16 protein-coding genes are annotated in these 19250 nt (G+C 65.2%); 14 read left to right on the forward strand and 2 right to left on the reverse strand.

Annotated elements, in window-relative coordinates; translation table 11 throughout:
- Positions 1 to 106 precede the first annotated feature (106 nt).
- Positions 107 to 415 carry a hypothetical protein gene (locus QQL87_RS05410; RefSeq protein WP_284416721.1) on the reverse strand — a complete coding sequence of 103 codons (309 nt, stop codon included), beginning with the start codon at positions 413 to 415 and terminating at the stop codon, positions 107 to 109.
- A gap of 395 nt (positions 416 to 810) precedes the next feature.
- Here QQL87_RS05410 and cysS point away from each other — a divergent pair, with 395 nt between their 5' ends.
- From cysS to QQL87_RS05430, 4 genes are all read left to right on the forward strand, one after another.
- Positions 811 to 2220 carry a cysteine--tRNA ligase gene (gene cysS / locus QQL87_RS05415; protein ID WP_284416720.1) on the forward strand — a complete coding sequence of 470 codons (1410 nt, stop codon included), beginning with the start codon at positions 811 to 813 and terminating at the stop codon, positions 2218 to 2220.
- A 115-nt stretch (positions 2221 to 2335) separates the two neighbouring features.
- Complete coding sequence (locus QQL87_RS05420) at positions 2336 to 2836, forward strand: GNAT family N-acetyltransferase (RefSeq protein ID WP_284416719.1); 501 nt, start codon at positions 2336 to 2338, stop codon at positions 2834 to 2836.
- On the forward strand, positions 2833 to 4446 hold the full coding sequence (gene cimA / locus QQL87_RS05425; protein WP_284416718.1) for a citramalate synthase: 1614 nt from the start codon (positions 2833 to 2835) through the stop codon (positions 4444 to 4446). Before QQL87_RS05420 ends, cimA begins: the two co-directional genes overlap by 4 nt.
- 114 nt (positions 4447 to 4560) lie before the next feature.
- Complete coding sequence (locus QQL87_RS05430) at positions 4561 to 4938, forward strand: VOC family protein (protein WP_284416717.1); 378 nt, start codon at positions 4561 to 4563, stop codon at positions 4936 to 4938.
- 3 nt (positions 4939 to 4941) lie between these two features.
- Here the strand turns inward: QQL87_RS05430 and QQL87_RS05435 are convergent, their stop codons facing one another.
- Positions 4942 to 5544 (reverse strand): LOG family protein, encoded by a 603-nt coding sequence (locus QQL87_RS05435; protein ID WP_284416716.1) that lies wholly within the window; start codon positions 5542 to 5544, stop codon positions 4942 to 4944.
- A 227-nt stretch (positions 5545 to 5771) separates the two neighbouring features.
- Between QQL87_RS05435 and QQL87_RS05440 the strand changes: the two genes are divergently transcribed.
- The 10 genes from QQL87_RS05440 to QQL87_RS05485 all read left to right on the forward strand — a co-directional run bounded on the left by QQL87_RS05440 (position 5772) and on the right by QQL87_RS05485 (position 19136).
- Positions 5772 to 7715, forward strand: a complete 1944-nt coding sequence (locus QQL87_RS05440; RefSeq protein WP_284416715.1) for an ABCB family ABC transporter ATP-binding protein/permease — start codon at positions 5772 to 5774, stop codon at positions 7713 to 7715.
- A 102-nt stretch (positions 7716 to 7817) separates the two neighbouring features.
- Positions 7818 to 8534 carry a phosphatidylserine decarboxylase gene (locus tag QQL87_RS05445; protein WP_284416864.1) on the forward strand — a complete coding sequence of 239 codons (717 nt, stop codon included), beginning with the start codon at positions 7818 to 7820 and terminating at the stop codon, positions 8532 to 8534.
- Between the two features lie 98 nt (positions 8535 to 8632).
- Positions 8633 to 9526 carry a CDP-alcohol phosphatidyltransferase family protein gene (locus QQL87_RS05450; RefSeq protein ID WP_284416714.1) on the forward strand — a complete coding sequence of 298 codons (894 nt, stop codon included), beginning with the start codon at positions 8633 to 8635 and terminating at the stop codon, positions 9524 to 9526.
- Positions 9527 to 9635: 109 nt separating this feature from the next.
- Positions 9636 to 10355, forward strand: a complete 720-nt coding sequence (locus QQL87_RS05455; protein ID WP_284416713.1) for an RraA family protein — start codon at positions 9636 to 9638, stop codon at positions 10353 to 10355.
- 262 nt (positions 10356 to 10617) lie between these two features.
- Complete coding sequence (locus QQL87_RS05460) at positions 10618 to 12813, forward strand: hybrid sensor histidine kinase/response regulator (RefSeq protein WP_284416712.1); 2196 nt, start codon at positions 10618 to 10620, stop codon at positions 12811 to 12813.
- On the forward strand, positions 12810 to 13172 hold the full coding sequence (locus tag QQL87_RS05465; RefSeq protein WP_284416711.1) for an Hpt domain-containing protein: 363 nt from the start codon (positions 12810 to 12812) through the stop codon (positions 13170 to 13172). Before QQL87_RS05460 ends, QQL87_RS05465 begins: the two co-directional genes overlap by 4 nt.
- 180 nt (positions 13173 to 13352) lie before the next feature.
- Positions 13353 to 14126, forward strand: a complete 774-nt coding sequence (locus QQL87_RS05470; RefSeq protein ID WP_284416710.1) for a motility protein A — start codon at positions 13353 to 13355, stop codon at positions 14124 to 14126.
- Positions 14127 to 14160: 34 nt separating this feature from the next.
- Complete coding sequence (locus QQL87_RS05475; RefSeq protein ID WP_284416709.1) at positions 14161 to 14991, forward strand: OmpA/MotB family protein; 831 nt, start codon at positions 14161 to 14163, stop codon at positions 14989 to 14991.
- Positions 14992 to 15160: 169 nt separating this feature from the next.
- The gene (locus QQL87_RS05480; protein WP_284416708.1) at positions 15161 to 17059 is read left to right on the forward strand and encodes a potassium transporter Kup; all 1899 of its coding nucleotides are present in this window, start codon (positions 15161 to 15163) and stop codon (positions 17057 to 17059) included.
- Between the two features lie 154 nt (positions 17060 to 17213).
- Positions 17214 to 19136 carry a potassium transporter Kup gene (locus tag QQL87_RS05485; protein ID WP_284416707.1) on the forward strand — a complete coding sequence of 641 codons (1923 nt, stop codon included), beginning with the start codon at positions 17214 to 17216 and terminating at the stop codon, positions 19134 to 19136.
- The last annotated feature ends 114 nt before the right edge of the window (positions 19137 to 19250 follow it).

Genomic DNA, 19250 nt, shown 5'->3' on the forward strand with positions numbered 1-19250 from the left:
TTCGGAAAAGTCGCGGCAGCGGCGGGCATCCCATAGCCGCTTTGTTCGGCATCGTCACGTCGATTTAGGGGCGCAGCGGTGGCGGGAACCGCCGCCTGTGCGGGGGTCAGCGCTGGCAGGTGATCGCGACATACTCGCTGCAGCCGCCGTGCGAGCAGTTTGCCGCGGCTTTCGGCACGGATCCGGTGATGTCGTCCGGGTCGACGCGGCGATAGGAGGAGGCTTGCGCAAAATCGCGTGATTGGCAGTAGGACCGGGCCGCCGAGGCGCCGCATTTGTCGCCCTTGGCCAGGCACTGGTCGACGCCGTAGCCGTCGGCTTCGTTGGCGATGATGAAGATGCGGCTCTCCGCCGAGGCGGTGGTCGCGGCGGCGACGAGAAGACAGCAGGCGAGCAGCGCGGAGGAGAATCGCATGGTGCACCGGAAGATGTAGGAGACAACCCATGGTTAGGCCAAAAAGGTTAAAAATGATTAACCATGAGGCAGTGTGCGAGCATTTGGGCGGCGAAAACGGCCGATTTGCGGCTCTTGACGGCAACACAGGGCTGGATCATGGTGATTTCCATGAACGGTCTCCTCGCCATCTGCTGCATTTGCCGCGAGATTACGCGCTAGCGATTCGCTGGCTGAGGCCGTCTTTTCTCAACAGAGATGATCAGGACGCCCGGCCGGCAGGTCGGAAGCGTGATTCTTGCCATTGCCGCCCGCATCAGGGCCGTCAGCTGGCGTAGGTCATCGTTGCGTCTTGCCTTGGGCTGCGCTCAGCGCGGTCCGGTGGGACGATGGGCACAGGCATCTGGGGACGGATCATGGACTTGCGTTTGTACGACACCGCGTCGCGGGAGAAGCGCCCCTTCGTGCCGCTCGATCCCAAGAACGTCCGCATGTATGTCTGCGGACCGACGGTCTACGACTTCGCCCATATCGGCAACGCGCGGCCCGTGATCGTGTTCGACGTGCTGTTCCGGCTGCTGCGCCATGTCTATGGCAAGGATCACGTCACCTACGTCCGCAACATCACGGACGTCGACGACAAGATCAACGCGCGCGCGGCGCGCGATTTTCCGGGGCTGCCGCTGAACGAGGCGATTCGGAAGGTCACCGAGGTCACGGCCAACCAGTTCCACAGTGACACGGCGGCGCTCGGCAGCCTTTCGCCGACGTTCGAGCCACGCGCGACCGACTTCGTGCTGCCGCGCTCCGACGGCAAGGCGGATATGGTGACGCTGATCAGGCAGCTGATCGCGCGCGGCCATGCCTATGAGGCCGGCGGCGAGGTGCTGTTCGATACCCAGTCGATGCCGGACTATGGCGCGCTGTCGGGCCGCAAGCTCGAGGATCAGCTCGCCGGCGCGCGCGTCGCCGTCGACGCGCACAAGAAGAATCCGGCCGACTTCGTGCTGTGGAAGCAATCGTCCGAGGACGAGCCGGGCTGGGACAGCCCGTGGGGCCGTGGCCGACCGGGCTGGCACATCGAATGCTCGGCGATGAGCGCGGCCTATCTCGGCGAGGTCTTCGACATTCATGGCGGCGGGCTCGACCTGATCTTCCCGCATCATGAGAACGAGATCGCGCAGTCGCGCTGCGCCCACGGCACCTCTGTCATGGCGAACTACTGGCTGCACAACGAGTTCGTGCAGGTCGAGGGCGCGAAGATGTCGAAGAGCCTCGGCAACTTCGTCACCATCCGCGACCTGCTGGTGGACTGGCCGGGCGAGGTGCTGCGTCTCAACATGCTCAAGATGCACTACCGCTCGCCGGCCGACTGGACGGTCAAGGGCCTGGAGGAGAGCGCGAAGACGCTCGACGACTGGTACCGTGTCGCTGCCGATGCGCCGGGCGAGACGCCGGAGCCTGCGGTGATCGCTGCGCTGCTCGACGATATCAACACGCCGTTGATGATCGCCGAGCTGCACGCGCTGCGCGGCCGGGCGGCGTCCGGCGGCGACGCCGAGCGTGCCGCGTTTGCCGGCTCGCTTCGCTATGTCGGCTTCCTGTCCGACACCGCCGCGCAATGGGAGGCTCGCAAGCAGGCGGCACGTGGCGTCGATGCAGCCAAGGTCGAGCGCCTGATCGCCGAGCGCACCGCCGCGCGGGCGCGCAAAGACTTCAAGGAATCCGATCGTCTGCGCGACGAGCTGGTGGCGATGGGCGTGGTGCTGAAGGACGGCAAGGGTGCCGACGGCAAGCCGGTGACGACCTGGGAGATCGCGCGATGAAGAAGCCCGATACGCCGTTTCCGCGGCACTGGCTGTACTACATCCTGCTCAAGCTCGGCGTGATCGTGGCCGCGGTGGCGCTGGTGACGAAACTGTATGGACTCTGGTGAGGAACATGGGACAGGCTTTTCCAAAGGCCGCGCTGCGGCCGTTTCTCCCGACCGATACGCCGGTGCTGGCTGCGATTTTCGTCGCCAGCGTCCAGCAGCTGACATCGGACGACTACAGCGAGGAGCAGCAGGAGGCCTGGGCCGCGGCTGCCGATGACGAGGCGAGCTTCGGCAAGAAGCTGGCCTCCGGGCTGACCTTGATTGCGACCCTGCAGGGCTCGCCGGTCGGCTTCGCGTCGTTGAAGGGCAACGATCACATCGACATGCTCTATGTGCATCCGAGCGCTGCGGGGCAGGGCGTCGGCGCCATGCTGTGCGATGCGCTGGAGAAGCTCGCGGGCGCGCGCGGCACGACGGGGCTGTCGGTCGATGCGAGCGACACTGCGGTGGATTTCTTCCGCAAGCGCGGCTACGTCGCGCAGCAGCGCAACAGCGTCTCCGTCAACGGCGAATGGCTCGCCAACACCACGATGAAGAAGGCGCTCGGCGCCGGAGCGCAGGCATGACCACGGCAGGCACCAGCAGAGAACGGCTCTATCTGTTCGACACCACCCTGCGCGACGGCGCGCAGACCAACGGCGTCGACTTCACGCTGGCCGACAAGCAGGCGATCGCGCATATGCTCGACGATCTCGGCATCGATTATGTCGAGGGCGGCTATCCCGGCGCGAATCCGCTGGATACGGAGTTTTTCGCCGAGAAGCCGAAGCTTGGCCACGCCCGCTTCACCGCCTTCGGCATGACGCGCCGCGCCGGGCGCTCGGTCTCCAACGATCCCGGCGTCGCAGCGCTGCTGGACGCCAAGGCGGACGCGATCTGCTTCGTCGCCAAATCCTCCGCCTATCAGGTGCGCGTCGCGCTCGAGACCACCAACGCGGAGAACCTGGCCTCGATCCGTGACAGCGTCGCCGCCGCCAAGGCGGCCGGACGCGAGGTCATGCTCGACTGCGAGCATTTCTTTGACGGCTACAAGGAGAATGCGGAATTCGCGCTGGCCTGCGCCCGGTCGGCCTATGAGGCCGGCGCGCGCTGGGTGGTCTTGTGCGACACCAATGGCGGCACCATGCCGCACGAGATCGAAGCCATCGTCGGCGAGGTCGTCAAGCATGTGCCGGGCGATCATCTCGGCATTCACGCCCATAACGACACCGAGCAGGCGGTGGCGAACTCGCTGGCCGCGGTGCGCGCCGGCGTGCGCCAGATCCAGGGCACGTTGAACGGGCTCGGCGAACGCTGCGGCAACGCCAATCTGTGCTCGCTGATCCCGACCCTGAAGCTGAAGACGGAGTTCTCGGACCAGTTCGAGATCGGCGTCTCCGACCAGCAGCTCGCCGGCCTGATGAAGGTGTCGCGCACCCTCGACGACATGCTCAACCGCGCGCCGAACCGGCATGCTCCTTACGTCGGCGAGAGCGCCTTCGTCACCAAGACCGGCATCCATGCCTCGGCCGTGCTGAAGGATCCGCAGACCTATGAGCATGTGCTGCCGGAGACCGTCGGCAACCATCGCAAGGTGCTGGTCTCGGACCAGGCCGGCCGCTCCAACGTCATCGCGGCGCTGGAGCGCGGCGGGATTCCGTTCAGCAAGAGCGATCCGAAGCTGACGCGCCTGGTCGAGGAGCTGAAGGAGCGCGAGGCCGCGGGCTATGCCTATGAATCGGCCAATGCCTCGTTCGAGCTGCTGGCGCGGCGGACGCTGGGCTCGGTGCCGGATTATTTCCGGGTCGAGCAGTTCGACGTCAATGTCGAGCAGCGCTACAACGCGCTGGGCGAGCGCGTCACGGTGGCGCTGGCCGTGGTCAAGGTCGACGTTGCCGGCGAGCGGCTGATCTCGGCGGCCGAAGGCAATGGTCCGGTCAACGCACTCGACGTCGCGCTGCGCAAGGATCTCGGCAAGTACCAGGGCTTCATCGATGGCCTCAAGCTGATCGACTACCGGGTGCGTATCCTCAACGGCGGCACCGAGGCGGTCACGCGCGTCCTGATCGAGAGTGCGGACGAGACCGGCGAGCGCTGGACCACGGTCGGTGTCTCACCCAACATCATCGACGCCTCGTTCCAGGCGCTGATGGATTCGGTGTTCTACAAGCTGGTGAAATCAGGCGCGCCGGGGTGAAGGAAAGTTCGTCATTGCGAGCGAAGCGACGCAATCCAGGGCTGAATGCGCGACTCTGGATTGCTTCGTCGCTTCGCTCCTCGCAATGACGGAGGAGAGAGCAGGGGGCAACGCATGATCGACCACATCTCCGTCGGCGTGAGCGATCTCGCCCGCAGTGCGCGCTTCTATGAGCTGGCCCTGGCGCCGCTCGGCCTCACCAAGCTGATCGAACGGCCCGCCAATGTCGGCTTCGGCAAGGCCTATCCGGAGTTCTGGATCAACCTGCGGCCTGCCATGGCGCGTGTGCCCACGGACACCGGCTCGCATCTCTGCTTTCGCGCGAAGAGCACGGCGGAGGTCGATGCATTCCACGCGTCCGCGCTGGAGGCGGGCGGGGTGTCGGATGGTGCGCCTGGGCTGCGGCCGCATGATCGCGTGCGCTATTATGCGGCCTTCGTGCTCGATCCGGATGGCAACCGGATCGAAGCAGTCACATTTCCCGCCGAGTAGGGATCAGAGCCGCTTGGCGACGTCAGGCGCCATCTCGGTCTGTTCTCGGGCAATGCCTGCGGCGGCCTCGCGCAGGCGGGGAAGGATGTCCTCGGTGCGGTCGGCCTTCAGCAGCTCGATCTGGAAGCCGGGGCGGATGAACTCGGTCTCGCGCATGTGGGCGAGCAGCGCGAACAGCGGCTCCCAGAAGCCGTCGATATTGGCCATCAGCACCGGCTTGGCATGGCGCCCGAGCTGCTTCCAGGTCAATTGCTCGACCAGCTCCTCGAGGGTGCCGATGCCGCCGGGCAGGGCGACGAACGCATCGGAATGCTCGAACATCAGCCGCTTGCGCTCGTGCATGTCGGGCGTGACGATGAGATCCTTCAGCGGCATCATGACTTCCTTCTTCACCAGGAAATCCGGAATGATGCCGGTGACGTCGCCGCCATGGTCGAGCACGGCCTTGGCGACCGCGCCCATCATGCCGATGGAGCCGCCGCCATAGACGAGCCTGACGCCATTCTCGGCGAGCGCCTTGCCGAGTGCTTTCGCCGATTCGATGAAGCTGGGATTGGTGCCGGGGCCGGAGCCGCAATAGACACAGACGGTGCGGATTTCAGTCATGGGATGGATGTGACACTGCAACTGAAAGGCGTCAAGACGAAGGCGGGTGAGGTGGTTCGCGGGGTATTACGGGGCGTTCAAACGATCTGAATCAAGTTATGCAATTACTGCGCCGCCGCAACGGAATCCGTTGACGCGCGGGTGCATATGACTGTCGAACACTCTATATGAGGCGCGTCGTACCCGCCTCACATGATGCCAGGCCCCCAACGGTTCCCGATCGCTTGATGCCTCCCGATTCATCCCCTCATCACGGTGCCGCCCCGCCGCCTTCGTCCCTGGAGCAGGGAACGCTGGCCGGCACGCTGCGGCATCTGTGGCCCTTCATCTGGCCGAGCGACCGCGCCGATCTCAAGATGCGCGTGCTGTGGTCGGTGGTGCTGCTGCTCGCGGCCAAGGTCGCGACCCTCATCCTGCCGTTCACCTTCAAATGGACGACCGACGCGCTGACCGGTGCCAATACCGCGCCGATCAAACCCGACGATTGGGCGTTCTGGCTGGTGGCCTCGCCGATCGTGATGACCGCGAGCTATGGCGCCATGCGCGTCCTCATGGCAGTCCTGACGCAATGGCGCGACGGTATTTTCGCGCGCGTCGCCATGCATGCGGTGCGCAAGCTCGCGACCATCACCTTCGTCCACATGCACGAATTGTCGCTGCGCTTCCATCTCGAGCGCAAGACCGGCGGCCTGACCCGCGTGCTCGAGCGCGGCCGCAACGCGATCGAGACCATCGTGCGCATGGTGATCCTGCAGCTGATCCCGACCATCGTCGAGGTGTCGCTGCTGACGGCGGTGCTGCTGTGGCAGTTCGACTGGCGCTACGTGCTGGTCACGCTGACCATGGTCGCAGCCTATCTCTATTACACCTACATCGCGACCGAGTGGCGCATCGAGATCCGGCGCCGCATGAACGATTCCGACACCGACGCCAACACCAAGGCGATCGACTCGCTGCTCAATTACGAGACGGTGAAGTATTTCGGCGCCGAGGCGCGCGAGGCCGAACGCTACGACCGCTCGATGGAGCGCTATGAGCGCGCCAGCGTGAAGACCTACACCTCGCTCGCGGTGCTGAACGCCGGCCAGGCGGTGATCTTCACGATCGGGCTGACGGCTGCGATGTTGATGTGCGCCCAAGGCGTGCGCGAGGGCCGCAACACGGTTGGCGACTTCGTCATGATCAACAGCATGATGATCCAGCTCTATCAGCCGCTGAACTTCATGGGCATGGTCTATCGCGAGATCAAGCAGGCGATCATCGACATCGAGACGATGTTCGGCGTCCTCAAGCGCGATGCGGAAGTGAAGGATGCGCCGGGAGCGACGCCGCTGGTGGTGACGTCGGGCAATGTCCGCTTCGAGGACGTCCGCTTCGCCTATGAGCCGGAACGGCCGATCCTGCAGGGGCTGAGCTTCGAGGTGCCGGCCGGCAAGACGGTCGCGATCGTCGGTCCTTCGGGCGCCGGCAAGTCGACCATCTCGCGGCTGCTGTTCCGGCTCTACGACGTCTCCGGTGGCCGCATCCTGATCGACGGTCAGGACATCCGCGACGTCACCCAGGTGTCGCTGCGCGCCCAGATCGGCATGGTGCCGCAGGACACGGTGCTGTTCAACGACACCATCCGCTACAACATCCGCTATGGCCGCTGGGAGGCCGACGACGCCGAGGTCGAGGAGGCCGCGCGTCTCGCCCAGATCGACGGCCTGATCCGGATGGCGCCGAAGGGCTATGAGACCCAGGTCGGCGAGCGCGGCCTCAAGCTGTCGGGCGGCGAGAAGCAGCGCGTCGCCATCGCCCGCACCATCCTCAAGGGACCGCCGATCCTGGTGCTCGACGAGGCCACCTCGGCGCTGGACAGCCATACCGAGCACGAGATCCAGGACGCGCTCGAGGGCGTCTCGCGCAACCGCACCTCGCTGGTGATCGCGCACCGGCTCTCGACCATCGTGGCGGCGGACGAGATCATCGTGCTCGACCGAGGCCGGATCGCGGAGCGGGGCACCCATGCCGACCTGCTGGCCGAAGGCGGGCTCTATGCCGGCATGTGGAACCGGCAGCGCGAGGCCGAGGCCGCACGCGAAAAGCTCGCCCAGATCGGCGACGACGCGGCTGCGCCGAACCGCAATCCGCCCGTCGCGACCGATCCGGTGGCCACCGCGGCGGAATGAGCCCATCGAACCGCCGCGATCCGGGTTTAAGGAATCATTTTGACCTTCGCCGCGCAGCGACCTAGTCAAGGCGGCGGTCCGCTCTGAGGTCAGAGGGACGACATCTCAACGAAGCAGGCCATGTCGATCAGCAATTCCATCCGCGCCCAGATCCCGCCGATCCACCCGGAAGGCTATCCGTTCATCGGGGGCTTCGCCCTGGCCAGCCTGCTCCTGTTCTGGTTGTTCACGCCGCTTGGCTGGATCGGAACCTTGCTCACCGTCTGGTGCGCGCTGTTCTTCCGCGATCCGATCCGGGTGACGCCGCAGCGCGAGGGGCTGGTGGTGGCGCCGGCCGACGGACGCGTTTCAATGATCACGCGGGCGCTGCCGCCGGCCGAGCTCGGCCTCGGTGACCGCCCGCTGCTGCGCGTCTCGATCTTCATGAGCGTGTTCAACGTGCATGTGAACCGCAGCCCGGTGGCCGGCAGGATCGAGAAGATCTCCTACCGTCCGGGCGCCTTCATCAATGCCGAGCTCGACAAGGCGAGCGAGGACAATGAGCGCAACTCACTCGCGATCTCGACGCCGCATGGCAAGATTGGCGTGGTCCAGATCGCCGGCCTCGTCGCCCGCCGGATCGTGTCGTTCGTGCGCGAGGGCCAGACCATCGGCGCCGGGGAGCGCTTCGGCCTGATCCGGTTCGGCTCGCGGCTCGACGTCTATCTGCCTGACGGCACGGAGGTTCTGGTCTCGGAGGGGCAGACGGCCATCGCCGGCGAAACCATCCTGGCCGATTTCGACGTCGCCGTGCCCGGCCTGACCTTCCGAAGCCAGTGAACCGCAGCCGGCCGATGACGACTCATTAATCGGTCCTTGAATTGATCCTTGGGCCGTCTTCGGCACAAGGGTCCGGCAAAACCACACGTGGTGTGATCATGAGCTTCGATCCGAACTCTCCCGAACTGCGCCGTCGCCGTTTTCGCCCGATCCCGGTGCGGCTGCTGGTGCCGAACATGATCACTTTGCTGGCGATCTGCGCCGGCCTGACCGCGATCCGGCTGTCGACCGAGGGGCGGATGGAGCTCGCGGTCGGCGCCATCGTCTTCGCCGCCTTCCTCGACGGCATCGACGGCCGCATCGCCCGCATGATCAAGGGGCAGTCGAAATTCGGCGCCGAGCTCGACAGTCTGGCCGATTTCGTCAATTTTGGCGTTGCACCGGGCCTGATCCTGTATTTCTGGCAGCTCCAGGAGCTGCGCGACGGCGGCTGGATCGCCGCCATGATGTACGCCATCTCCGGCGGCCTGCGGCTGGCGCGCTTCAATGCCAGCATCGACGATCCCAACAAGCCGCCCTTCGCGGCCAATTTCTTCACAGGCGTGCCGGCCCCGCTCGGCGCCATCACGGTGCTGCTGCCGGTCTATCTGTCGTTCCTCGGCCTGCCGAAGCTGCCGGCGCTGGTGACCGCGTTCTACACGCTGCTGATCGCCTTCCTGATGGTGTCCCGGCTGCCGGTGTTCTCCGGCAAGACGACGCGCATGCGCGTCTCGCCCGAGCTGGTGCTGCCGGTGTTCGCCTCGGTGGTGTTCTTCGTGGCGCTGCTGGTGGTCTATCCCTGGCAGATCCTGTCGGCCGCATCGATCCTGTACATCCTCAGCCTGCCGTTCGGCTGGCGCCTGTATCGCCAGCAGGCTGCGCGGCACGCGGCGGCGCTCGAGGCTGCGGCTGCCGCGCCGCAATCGCCGTCATCCCCCTCCGCGACCGCGTTCGTTCCCGCGGGTGCGCCTGCGGCCGAGCAGGAGCAGCGGCCGCCGGAACGGCTGCACTGAGCGCAGGGCCCTCCGACGCGCCGGCGCTTTGCCGGCTCAGGCGGCCTCAGTTATACCGGATGACCAAGGACGGCCGTGAACGCCGTTCGCAGCATCCGGAGAAACGCCCTTGACCACATCCGCCGCCGCGCCGCTCGCTCCTTCCGTCCTCGAGGCGCTCGCGCGCTATGACACGCCGACCATCTGCAACGCGATGGAGATCGTGGCGCCGGAGCGCCGCCTGATCGGCTACACGACCAAGCCGCTGGTCTGCCCGTTCCCCGATCTGCCGCCGATGGTCGGCTATGCACGCACGGCGACGATCCGGTCGGTGGTCAAGTCCGGGCTGCCCGCCGAGGAGCAGTCCCGGCGGCGCACCGACTACTATGACTATGTCGGCACCGGCCACGGCCCCCGCATCGTGGTGATCCAGGACATCGACGGTCCCGATATCGGCTATGGTGCATTCTGGGGCGAGGTGCAGAGCAACGTGCACAAGGCGCTCGGCTGCCTCGGCGTGATCACCGACGGTTCCATCCGCGACATCCCGCAATGGGCTGACGGCTTCCAGGCCCTGGCAGGCTCGATCGGGCCATCGCATGCCTGGGTGCATGCCGAGAGCTTCGGAGGTGAGGTCCGTGTCGCCGGCATGACGGTGCGCTCCGACGATCTGATCCACTCCGATCGCCACGGCGCCATCGTGATCCCCGCCGACATCGCCGCGAAGCTGCCCGAGGCGGCTGAACTCTGCGCTCGTCGCGAAACACCGATCCTGGAGATCGCGCGTTCGGCGGATTTCTCGCTCGAAAAGCTGAAGGCTGCGCTGAAGCGCTCTGCCGAGATTCATTGAGTCTCGCTCCGTCACGAAGCCGCGCCGCGACAGCGGTGCGGCTCATCAGCTCGGCTAGTTGCGAGCCGAATGCAGCAGGCGTCGGGCGCAGACCGTATCCGGATCAATACGGGGATGCTGCAAATAGGGTGACTAATTACCCGCATCGGCGCCCAACTGGCCAAGGGTTAAGCGGTCCTGGCTCGTTCAGAAGATTTTATCCATCAAGCTTTACCTGATCGCTAGCCTGTCCAGATAGGCATGTCGCTTGAGGGCGAGAGACATGCGCAGGCTGATATCCAAATCGATGCCGTTGTTCGGACGGCTCGACCGGGCCGTCGACAAGATGGTGCGGCTGATCGGGCATTTCGGCAGCGCCGTGATCGGCTTGTCGGCGATCGCGCTGGTGTGGGCCGGCATCTTCTACACGATCTCCGAGGAGTATGTTCGCACCGAGCAGTCGGCCCTGAAGAACGGTGCCAATCTCGCCCGCGCCTTCGAGGAGCAGATCATCCGCTCGATCCGCGCGGCGGATCAGACGCTGCGCTATGTCCGCGACTCCTATGCCAAGGATCCGAACAACTTCGACATGTCGCTGTGGTCGAAGAACAGCCAGTTCCTGTCGGACTTCTCGTTTCAGGTGGTCGTGATCGGCAAGGACGGCATCATGCTGTCCAGCAACATCGATCCGAAGATGCGCGGCCTCGACCTGCGCGATCGCGAGCATTTCCGGGTGCACGCCGACGGCAAGGAGGATTTCCTTTTCATCAGCAAGCCGATCTTCGGCCGTGTCTCCAACAAATGGTCGATCCAGCTGACGCGCCGGATCATCATGCCGGACGGCACGTTCGGCGGCGTCGTCGTGGTGTCGCTCGACCCCGAATATCTCTCGAGCTTCTACAACTCGGTCGATCTCGGCAAGAACGGCAACGTCACCCTCGTCGGTCTCGATGGCATCGTGCGGGCGCGGGCCTCGGCCAGTCTCGCCGGCGTCGGCTCGTCGCTGGCCGGCAGTCCGGTGATGACCGCCATTCAGCAGAAGAGCAGCGGCTCCTACACCATCAAGAGCCTGATCGACGGCATTCCGCGCATCTATTCGTTCCAGCGGGTCAAGGATCAGCCGCTGGTGGTCATCGTCGGTCAGGCCTCCGACGAGATCTTCGCCGCTTTCAAGCTCAACCGCGATCGCGATCTCCTGGTCGGCGCGATGCTCACGGTGGTGATCGGCATCATCACCATCCTGATTGCGCGCTATCAGGCCGGCCTTGCCGCGTCGCGTGATGCGGCCGAGGCGGGCACGCGGGCGCGCTCGGAATTCCTGGCGATGATGAGCCATGAGATCCGCACCCCGATGAATGGCGTCATCGGCCTGGCCGACCTGCTGCTCTCGGCCGATCTCGCACCGGAGCAGCGCAAGATCGCCACCACGTTGCGGGAGTCGGCGGACTATCTGCTGCAACTGCTCAACGACGTGCTCGACTTCTCCAAGCTCGATGCCGATCGCCTGGAGATCGAGCATATCGAGTTCGACCTGCATCGCTCGGTGACGGCGACGGCCGAGCTGCTGGTGTCCCGTGCCAAGGAGAAGGGGCTGCAGCTGACGACGTCGATCGCGCCGGAAGTCCCGAACTACGTGGTCGGCGACCCCGCGCGGCTGCGCCAGGTGCTGTTCAATCTGGTCGGCAACGCGCTCAAGTTCACCGAGGCGGGCGGCGTCCACATCGATGTCCGCGCAGAGAATCTCGCCGGACCGAACATCACGCTGCTGTTCTCGGTCGCCGACACCGGCGTCGGCATTCCGGCGGAGGCCGTCGGACGCCTGTTCAAGCAGTTCTCGCAGGTCGACAATTCGATCTCGCGCCGCTTCGGCGGCACCGGGCTCGGCCTTGCGATCTGCAAGCGCCTGGTCACCTGCATGGGCGGCGACATCAATGTGCAGAGCAAGGTCGGCGAGGGCAGCACCTTCACTTTCTCGATCGAGGTCCAGCCGCAACCGCAGCCCGACGTCGATCAGGTCAGTGCGCCCGGAGCGTCCCTCGTTCCGGTCGGCGAGCCCACCCCCGAGGAGCGTCCGGCCAGCGTCGAGCCGCTCAAGATCCTCGTCGCGGAGGACAATCTCACCAATCAGTTTGTGATCAAGAAGCTCCTGGACAAGCTCGGCCACGGCTATGAACTCGTCGAGAACGGCACCCAGGCGGTCGCGGCCGTGCAGAAGCAGGCCTACGACCTCATCCTGATGGACATGATGATGCCCGAGATGGACGGGCTCACGGCGACGCGCATGATCCGCTCGCTGCCGCCGCCCGCCCAGGACATCTACATCATCGCTCTGACGGCCAACGCCACCAGCCAGGATCATCTGGCGTGCACGGATGCCGGCATGAACGACTTCGTGACCAAGCCGGTCACACGTGATCGACTGAACGCCGCCCTGCTTCGTGCCGCGGCTGCCACACAGAAGGAAAGGCTCGTCGCATGACCGACCTGGTGCAATTCGATGAATCCGTCTACCAGATCCTGATCTCCGAACTCGGCGAGGAGGATGCGCTGGAGGTGCTGCGGACGTTCCTGGACGATACGTCCAGCAAGTTCAAGCAGCTCCCGGCCAAGTTCGAGAACCGGTTGGAGATGAAGCGCGAGGCGCATTCCATGAAGAGCTCGTCGGCGACGTTCGGTTTCGCGGCGCTGTCACGGCTGTCTCGCGAGCTCGAGCTCGGCTCGGCGACGATGGAGCCGGCGCAGATGCTGGAGATGGTCCACAAGATGGAGACATCGTTCGAGCAGGCGCTGCTGTTCGCGGAGGCGAACCTGCTGAAGCGCGGCGCGGCGGCGGCCTGAGCGTGATCGTTCCGCGCACCGCCGGATGCTCTGACGACAGTTCGTTTACCTCTCATTATCCCTACCAAATTCGGTAACTCGTCCTTAATGGCGCGCATCTAATCTCGATTGCGCGTGGGGCAGGGCCGTCGCGCCCGTCCAGGATGGCCGGTAGTTCGCGTATGCGGGTGGAGTAAGTTCATGGATATCATGACGACTGTGGGGCTGGTCGCCGGCTTCATCGTTATCGCGACGATGATGTTGCTCGGCGGCGACGTCGAGATGTTCATCAGCGAGCACGCCATGATCATCATCTTCGGCGGCTCGATCGCGGCCACCATGATCCGCTTTCCGCTCGGCGCGATGCTGCACGGCCTGCCGCTCGGCGCCAAATTCGCCTTCACGATGAGCCGGCTGTCGGCGCGTGACCTGGTCGACGAGCTCGCCCGCATCGCCGAGATCGCCCGCAAGCAGGGGCCGGTCGGTCTGGAAAAGGTCGAGACGGACGAACCGTTTCTCGCCAAGGGCATCCGCTACGTCGCCGACGGCTACGACCTGGAGTTCATTCGCGACAATCTCGAGCGCGACCGCGACAATTTCCTGATGCATCTCGATGAGGGCAGCAAGATCTACCGGGCCATCGGCGACTGCGCGCCGGCCTTCGGCATGATCGGCACCCTGATCGGCATGGTGCAGATGTTCGCCAACATGACCGACCCGTCCAAGCTCGGCCCGTTCATGGCGACCGCGCTGCTCGCGACGCTGTACGGCGCGCTGGTCGCCAACCTGTTCTGTCTTCCGATCGCCGACAAGCTGCACGGCAAGCTGCTCGACGAGGAGACCAATCGGACCCTGATCATCGACGGCATCCTGATGATCCGCGACTCCAAGAGCCCGGCGCTGGTCCGGGAGATGCTGCTGGCCTACCTGCCGGAGAAACATCGCCACGCCGAAGGGGAACCGGTGCCGGCGTAAGCCGGTGTCGGGGGGCGTGCACCGGAGCTAGGGGATGGCCAAGAAAAAACGGGGCGACGCGCATGGCGGCGGGCACGGCTGGTTCGTGACCTTCGCCGACCTGATGGGTCTCATGATGAGCTTCTTCGTGATGCTCGTCGCGTTCTCCACCATGGACAACAACAAGCTGAAGGTGGTCGCCGGCTCGATGCGCGAGGCGTTCGGCGTGCAGTCCGAGTCGCGCTATTCCGGCATCGTCGAATCCGACGGCCTGCCGACCCGTCCGAAGCTGAAGAACGCCGCCCACATCTCGCCGGAGGAAACGGCGCGCGACCCGAGCCCCGAGCAGGAGGAGCGCCAGCATACCAACGGCGCCAAGCTCAAGACCGACCGGCAATTCGCGCTCGCCTCCGCCTCGCTGCGTCAGGCCCTGCAGGACATGCCGGAGATGACCGAAATCTCCAAGCACATCATGTTCGAGGAGACCAAGCAGGGGCTCAATCTGGAGATCGTCGACCAGGACGGACGCTCGATGTTCGCCGACGGCTCCAAGACGCCTTATGACCGGACCCGGCGCCTGATCGAAAAGCTCGCCGCGCCGCTCAAGGCGACGCCGCTGCGCGTGCAGATCACCGGCCATACGGCGGCGGGCTTCGTTCCGGCCCGCAGCGACTACGGCGCCTTCGACCTGTCGGCGGATCGTGCCAACGCCGTGCGCCAGATCCTGGAACGGGAAGGGCTTCCGCCGAGCCACGTCTTCGCGGTCTCCGGCAAGGCGGATACCCAGCCCCTGTTCCCGGATGACCCCTCGCTGGCCGCCAACCGCCGCGTGACCATCACGCTGATGCGGGAAGACCCGCCAATGCCGCCGGACCTGAAGCCGTAGTCTCCCACCGGCACCGGACATATTGCCGCACTGCGGGATGAGACATCTGCGCAGGCCATGCGTCTTTGGTGCAGGCGACAGGCCAAGCTCTGTTACGGTAGAGACTTGACCTGCACCCGCTCTGCGTCCAAACGCGCCGGGCCAATCAGGAAGATGCGTTCCGAGCGACATGACGGCCAGCGCCACATCGACCGAAGGCCAGGAAACCGCGACCACGTCGGGGTTCTGGGGATTGACGCTCGGCAGCATCGGCGTCGTGTTCGGAGATATCGGCACCTCGCCGCTTTATGCCTTCCGCGAGGCCGCGACCGGAGCCGCGCATGGCCAGCCGGTGTCGCGGATCATCGTGCTCGGCGTGCTCTCGCTGATTCTCTGGTCGTTGTTCATCGTCGTCACCGCCAAATACGTCCTGCTGCTGTTGCGGGCGGACAACAACGGGGAGGGCGGAACGCTGTCGCTGATGGCGCTGGGCCAGCGGGCCCTGGGCCGGCGCAGCCTGTTCCTGATGGCGCTCGGTGTCATCGGCGCCTCGATGTTCATCGGCGATTCGATGATCACGCCGGCGATTTCCGTGCTCTCCGCGGTCGAGGGTCTCAAGCTCGCAGCGCCGGCGCTCGAGCACTATGTGGTGCCGCTCACGGTCTTCATTCTGGTCGTGCTGTTCGCGGTGCAGAGCAAGGGCACGGCCCGGGTGGCGACCGCCTTCGGCCCGGTGATGGTGCTGTGGTTCGCAAGCCTTGCCGTGATGGGGATCGTCCATATCAGCGATGATCCGTCGGTGCTGGCGGCGATCAATCCGTATTACGCGGTGCAGTTCCTGCTGACGCATGGCACGATCGGCCTGGTCACGCTGGGTGCGGTGTTTCTCGCGGTCACCGGCGGTGAGGCGCTCTATGCGGATCTCGGTCATTTCGGCCGCAAGCCGATCCAGTCGGCGTGGCTGTTCTTCGTCTTGCCCGCGCTGCTGATCAATTATTTCGGGCAGGGCGCCCTGGTGCTGTCCGATCCCGCGGCCATCGAGAATTCGTTCTACCGCATGGTGCCCGAGCTGCTGCTGCTGCCGCTGGTCGTGCTCGCGACGGCCGCGACCGTGATCGCAAGCCAGGCGGTCATCACCGGCGCCTATTCGCTGGTCAGCCAGGCGGTGCAGCTCGGCCTGCTGCCGCGTTTCGAGGTCCGCTATACCTCGGAGAGCCATGCCGGGCAGATCTATCTTCCGCGCGTCAACCGGCTGCTGCTGATCGGCGTCATGCTGCTGGTGCTGTTGTTCCGGACATCGAGCAATCTTGCCTCGGCCTACGGCATCGCGGTGTCCACGACCATGGTCGCCGACGGCATCATGGGTTTCGTGGTGATCTGGAAGCTCTGGAACCTGCGGGCTGCGGTGGCCGCAGCCGTGATCGCCCCGTTCGTGATCGTCGACCTGACTTTCTTTGCCGCCAATCTGCTGAAGCTGCTGGAAGGCGCCTGGGTGCCGCTGCTGTTCGGCGCCGCGATGGTGGTGACGATCTGGACCTGGCGGCGTGGCTCGGCGATCCTGATCCTCAAGACGCGCAAGATCGAGGTCCCGCTCGATGACCTCGTGGCGAGCCTGGAGAAGCGGCCGCCGCACATCGTCAAGGGCACGGCGGTGTTTCTCACCAGCGATCCCACCTCGGTGCCGACGGCGCTGCTGCACAATCTCAAGCACAACAAGGTGCTGCACGAGCACAATGTGATCCTCACCATCGAGACCGCGCAGACGCCGCGGGTCGACGTCTCGGAGCGGGTACGCATGGAGAAGATCAGCGAGAAGTTCTCCAAGGTGCGGCTGCGTTTCGGATTCATGGAATCGCCGAACGTGCCGAGGGCGCTGGCGGTGGCGCGCAAGCTCGGCTGGCAGTTCGATATCATGTCGACGTCGTTCTTCGTCTCGCGCCGCTCGCTGAAGCCGTCGTCGCAATCCGGCATGCCGGCTTGGCAGGATCACCTGTTCATCGGACTCAGCCGGTCGGCCAACGATGCCACCGACTACTTTCAGATACCGACCGGGCGGGTTGTCGAAGTTGGTACTCAGGTAACGATCTGAGCGGGGCTACGCAACAAAAGTGGATTCATCATGCAAAGCTGCATGGCGTATATGATATATCAGCAGGCCTGCCAAGAATGGCTGCAGCTATAAGCCGCGCGCTCTGCCATCTTGTGCAGTGAAGCATTAACGAGTCCTCGAGGGGGCTACCCCAATGACAGCTGACGTCGCAGCCACGCCCGCGGAAACGCCGGCGACCAACGGGCATGGCGATGCCCATTCCACGGCCGGCTTCGCGGCGCTGACATTGGGGAGCATCGGTGTCGTCTATGGCGACATCGGCACCAGCCCGCTCTACGCGCTGCGCGAAGCCGTGTTGGCCGCTAGCAGCAGCGGGGAGGCTGCCCCCCACGCCGTCATGGGCGTGGTGTCGCTGATCCTCTGGGCGCTCGTCGTCGTGGTCACCCTCAAATACGTCGTCATCCTGCTGCGGGCCGACAATCACGGTGAAGGCGGCACGCTGGCGCTGATGGCGCTGGCCCAGCGCGGGGTCACCCGCGGCGCCAGCATCATCGTCCTGCTCGGCATCATCTCAGGCGCGCTGTTCTATGGCGACGCGGTCATCACCCCGGCCTTGTCGGTGCTGTCGGCGATCGAGGGCATCAAGCTGGTCACGGCCGCGTTCGATCCCTACGTCGTGCCGCTCACGGTGGTCATCCTGGTGCTGCTGTTTGCCGTCCAGGTGCGCGGCACCGCCAAGGTCGCCGCCTTCTTCGGCCCGATCATGCTGATCTGGTTCCTGGTGATCGGGATCGCGGCCTTTCCGCCGATCCTGCACCATCCGGAGGTGCTGTGGGCGATCAACCCGCTGCATGCCGTCACCTTCATGCTGCACCATGGGATCATCGGCTTCATCACGCTCGGCGCCGTGTTCCTGGCGGTGACGGGGGCCGAGGCGCTCTATGCCGACCTGGGCCATTTCGGCAAGCGGCCGATCCAGACCGCCTGGCTGTTCGTCGTGCTGCCCTCGCTGGCGCTGAATTATCTGGGGCAGGGCGCGCTGGTCATTGCCGATGCCAAGGCGATCGAGAACCCGTTCTTCCTGATGTTCCCGGAGTGGGCGCTGATCCCGATGGTCGCGCTCGCCACGATGGCCACCGTCATCGCCAGCCAGGCTGTCATCACCGGCGCCTACTCGCTGACCCGCCAGGCGATCCAGCTCGGCCTGCTGCCCCGCTTTGAGATCCGCCACACCTCCGAATCGCATTCGGGCCAGATCTACATCCCACGCATCAACAAGCTGCTGCTGGTCTCAGTGATGCTGCTGGTGCTGATGTTCAAATCGTCGAGCGCGCTGGCCTCGGCCTACGGCATCTCGGTGACCGGCACGATGGTCGTCACCGCGATGATGGGCTTCGTCGTGATCTGGAAGGTCTGGAAATGGTCGCCGTTTGCCGCGGCCGCGCTGATTGCGCCGTTCCTGTTCCTGGATCTGACCTTCCTGGCCGCGAACCTCTTGAAGGTGCTGGAGGGCGGCTGGGTGCCGCTCGCGCTCGGCGGCTTCGTCATGACGCTGATGTACACGTGGCGGCGCGGCAGCCGGCTCTTGTTCGAGAAGTCGCGCAAGCTGGAATTTCCGCTCGCCGACCTCGTCGCGATGCTGGAGAAGCGTCCGCCGGCGCGTGTGGCGGGCACGGCCGTGTTCCTCACCAGCGATCCCCTGAGCGCTCCGACGGCGCTGATGCACAGCCTCAAGCACTACAAGGTCCTGCACGAGAAGAACGTGATCCTGACCATCGAGACCGCGCCGACACCGCGGATCGATCCGGCCGAGCGCGTGCGCCTCGAGCAGATCAGCCCGACCTTCTCCAAGGTCACCTTGCGCTTCGGCTTCATGGAATCGCCGAACGTGCCGCGGGCGCTGGCGATCGCGCGCAAGCTCGGTTGGCAGTTCGACATCATGTCGACCTCGTTCTTCCTGTCGCGGCGCGCACTCAAGCCTGCGGCCCATTCGGGCATGCCGCGCTGGCAGGATCACCTGTTCATCACCATGAGCCGCTCGGCCAACGACGCCACTGACTATTTCCAGATCCCGAGCGGGCGCGTGGTCGAGGTCGGCACCCAGGTCACGATCTGATCCTGCGCGCAGGGGCCCCGCGCCTTGCGCGGAGCCGCTTGATTTTCCCCGCGTCTGGGGTGAGTTTGGCGCCGGTTCGGAGGCCGGATGCGGCCCCGCTGAAGGCTTGGAGGA

The sequence above is a fragment of the Bradyrhizobium sp. SSBR45G genome (assembly GCF_030159255.1).
Taxonomy (GTDB): domain Bacteria; phylum Pseudomonadota; class Alphaproteobacteria; order Rhizobiales; family Xanthobacteraceae; genus Bradyrhizobium.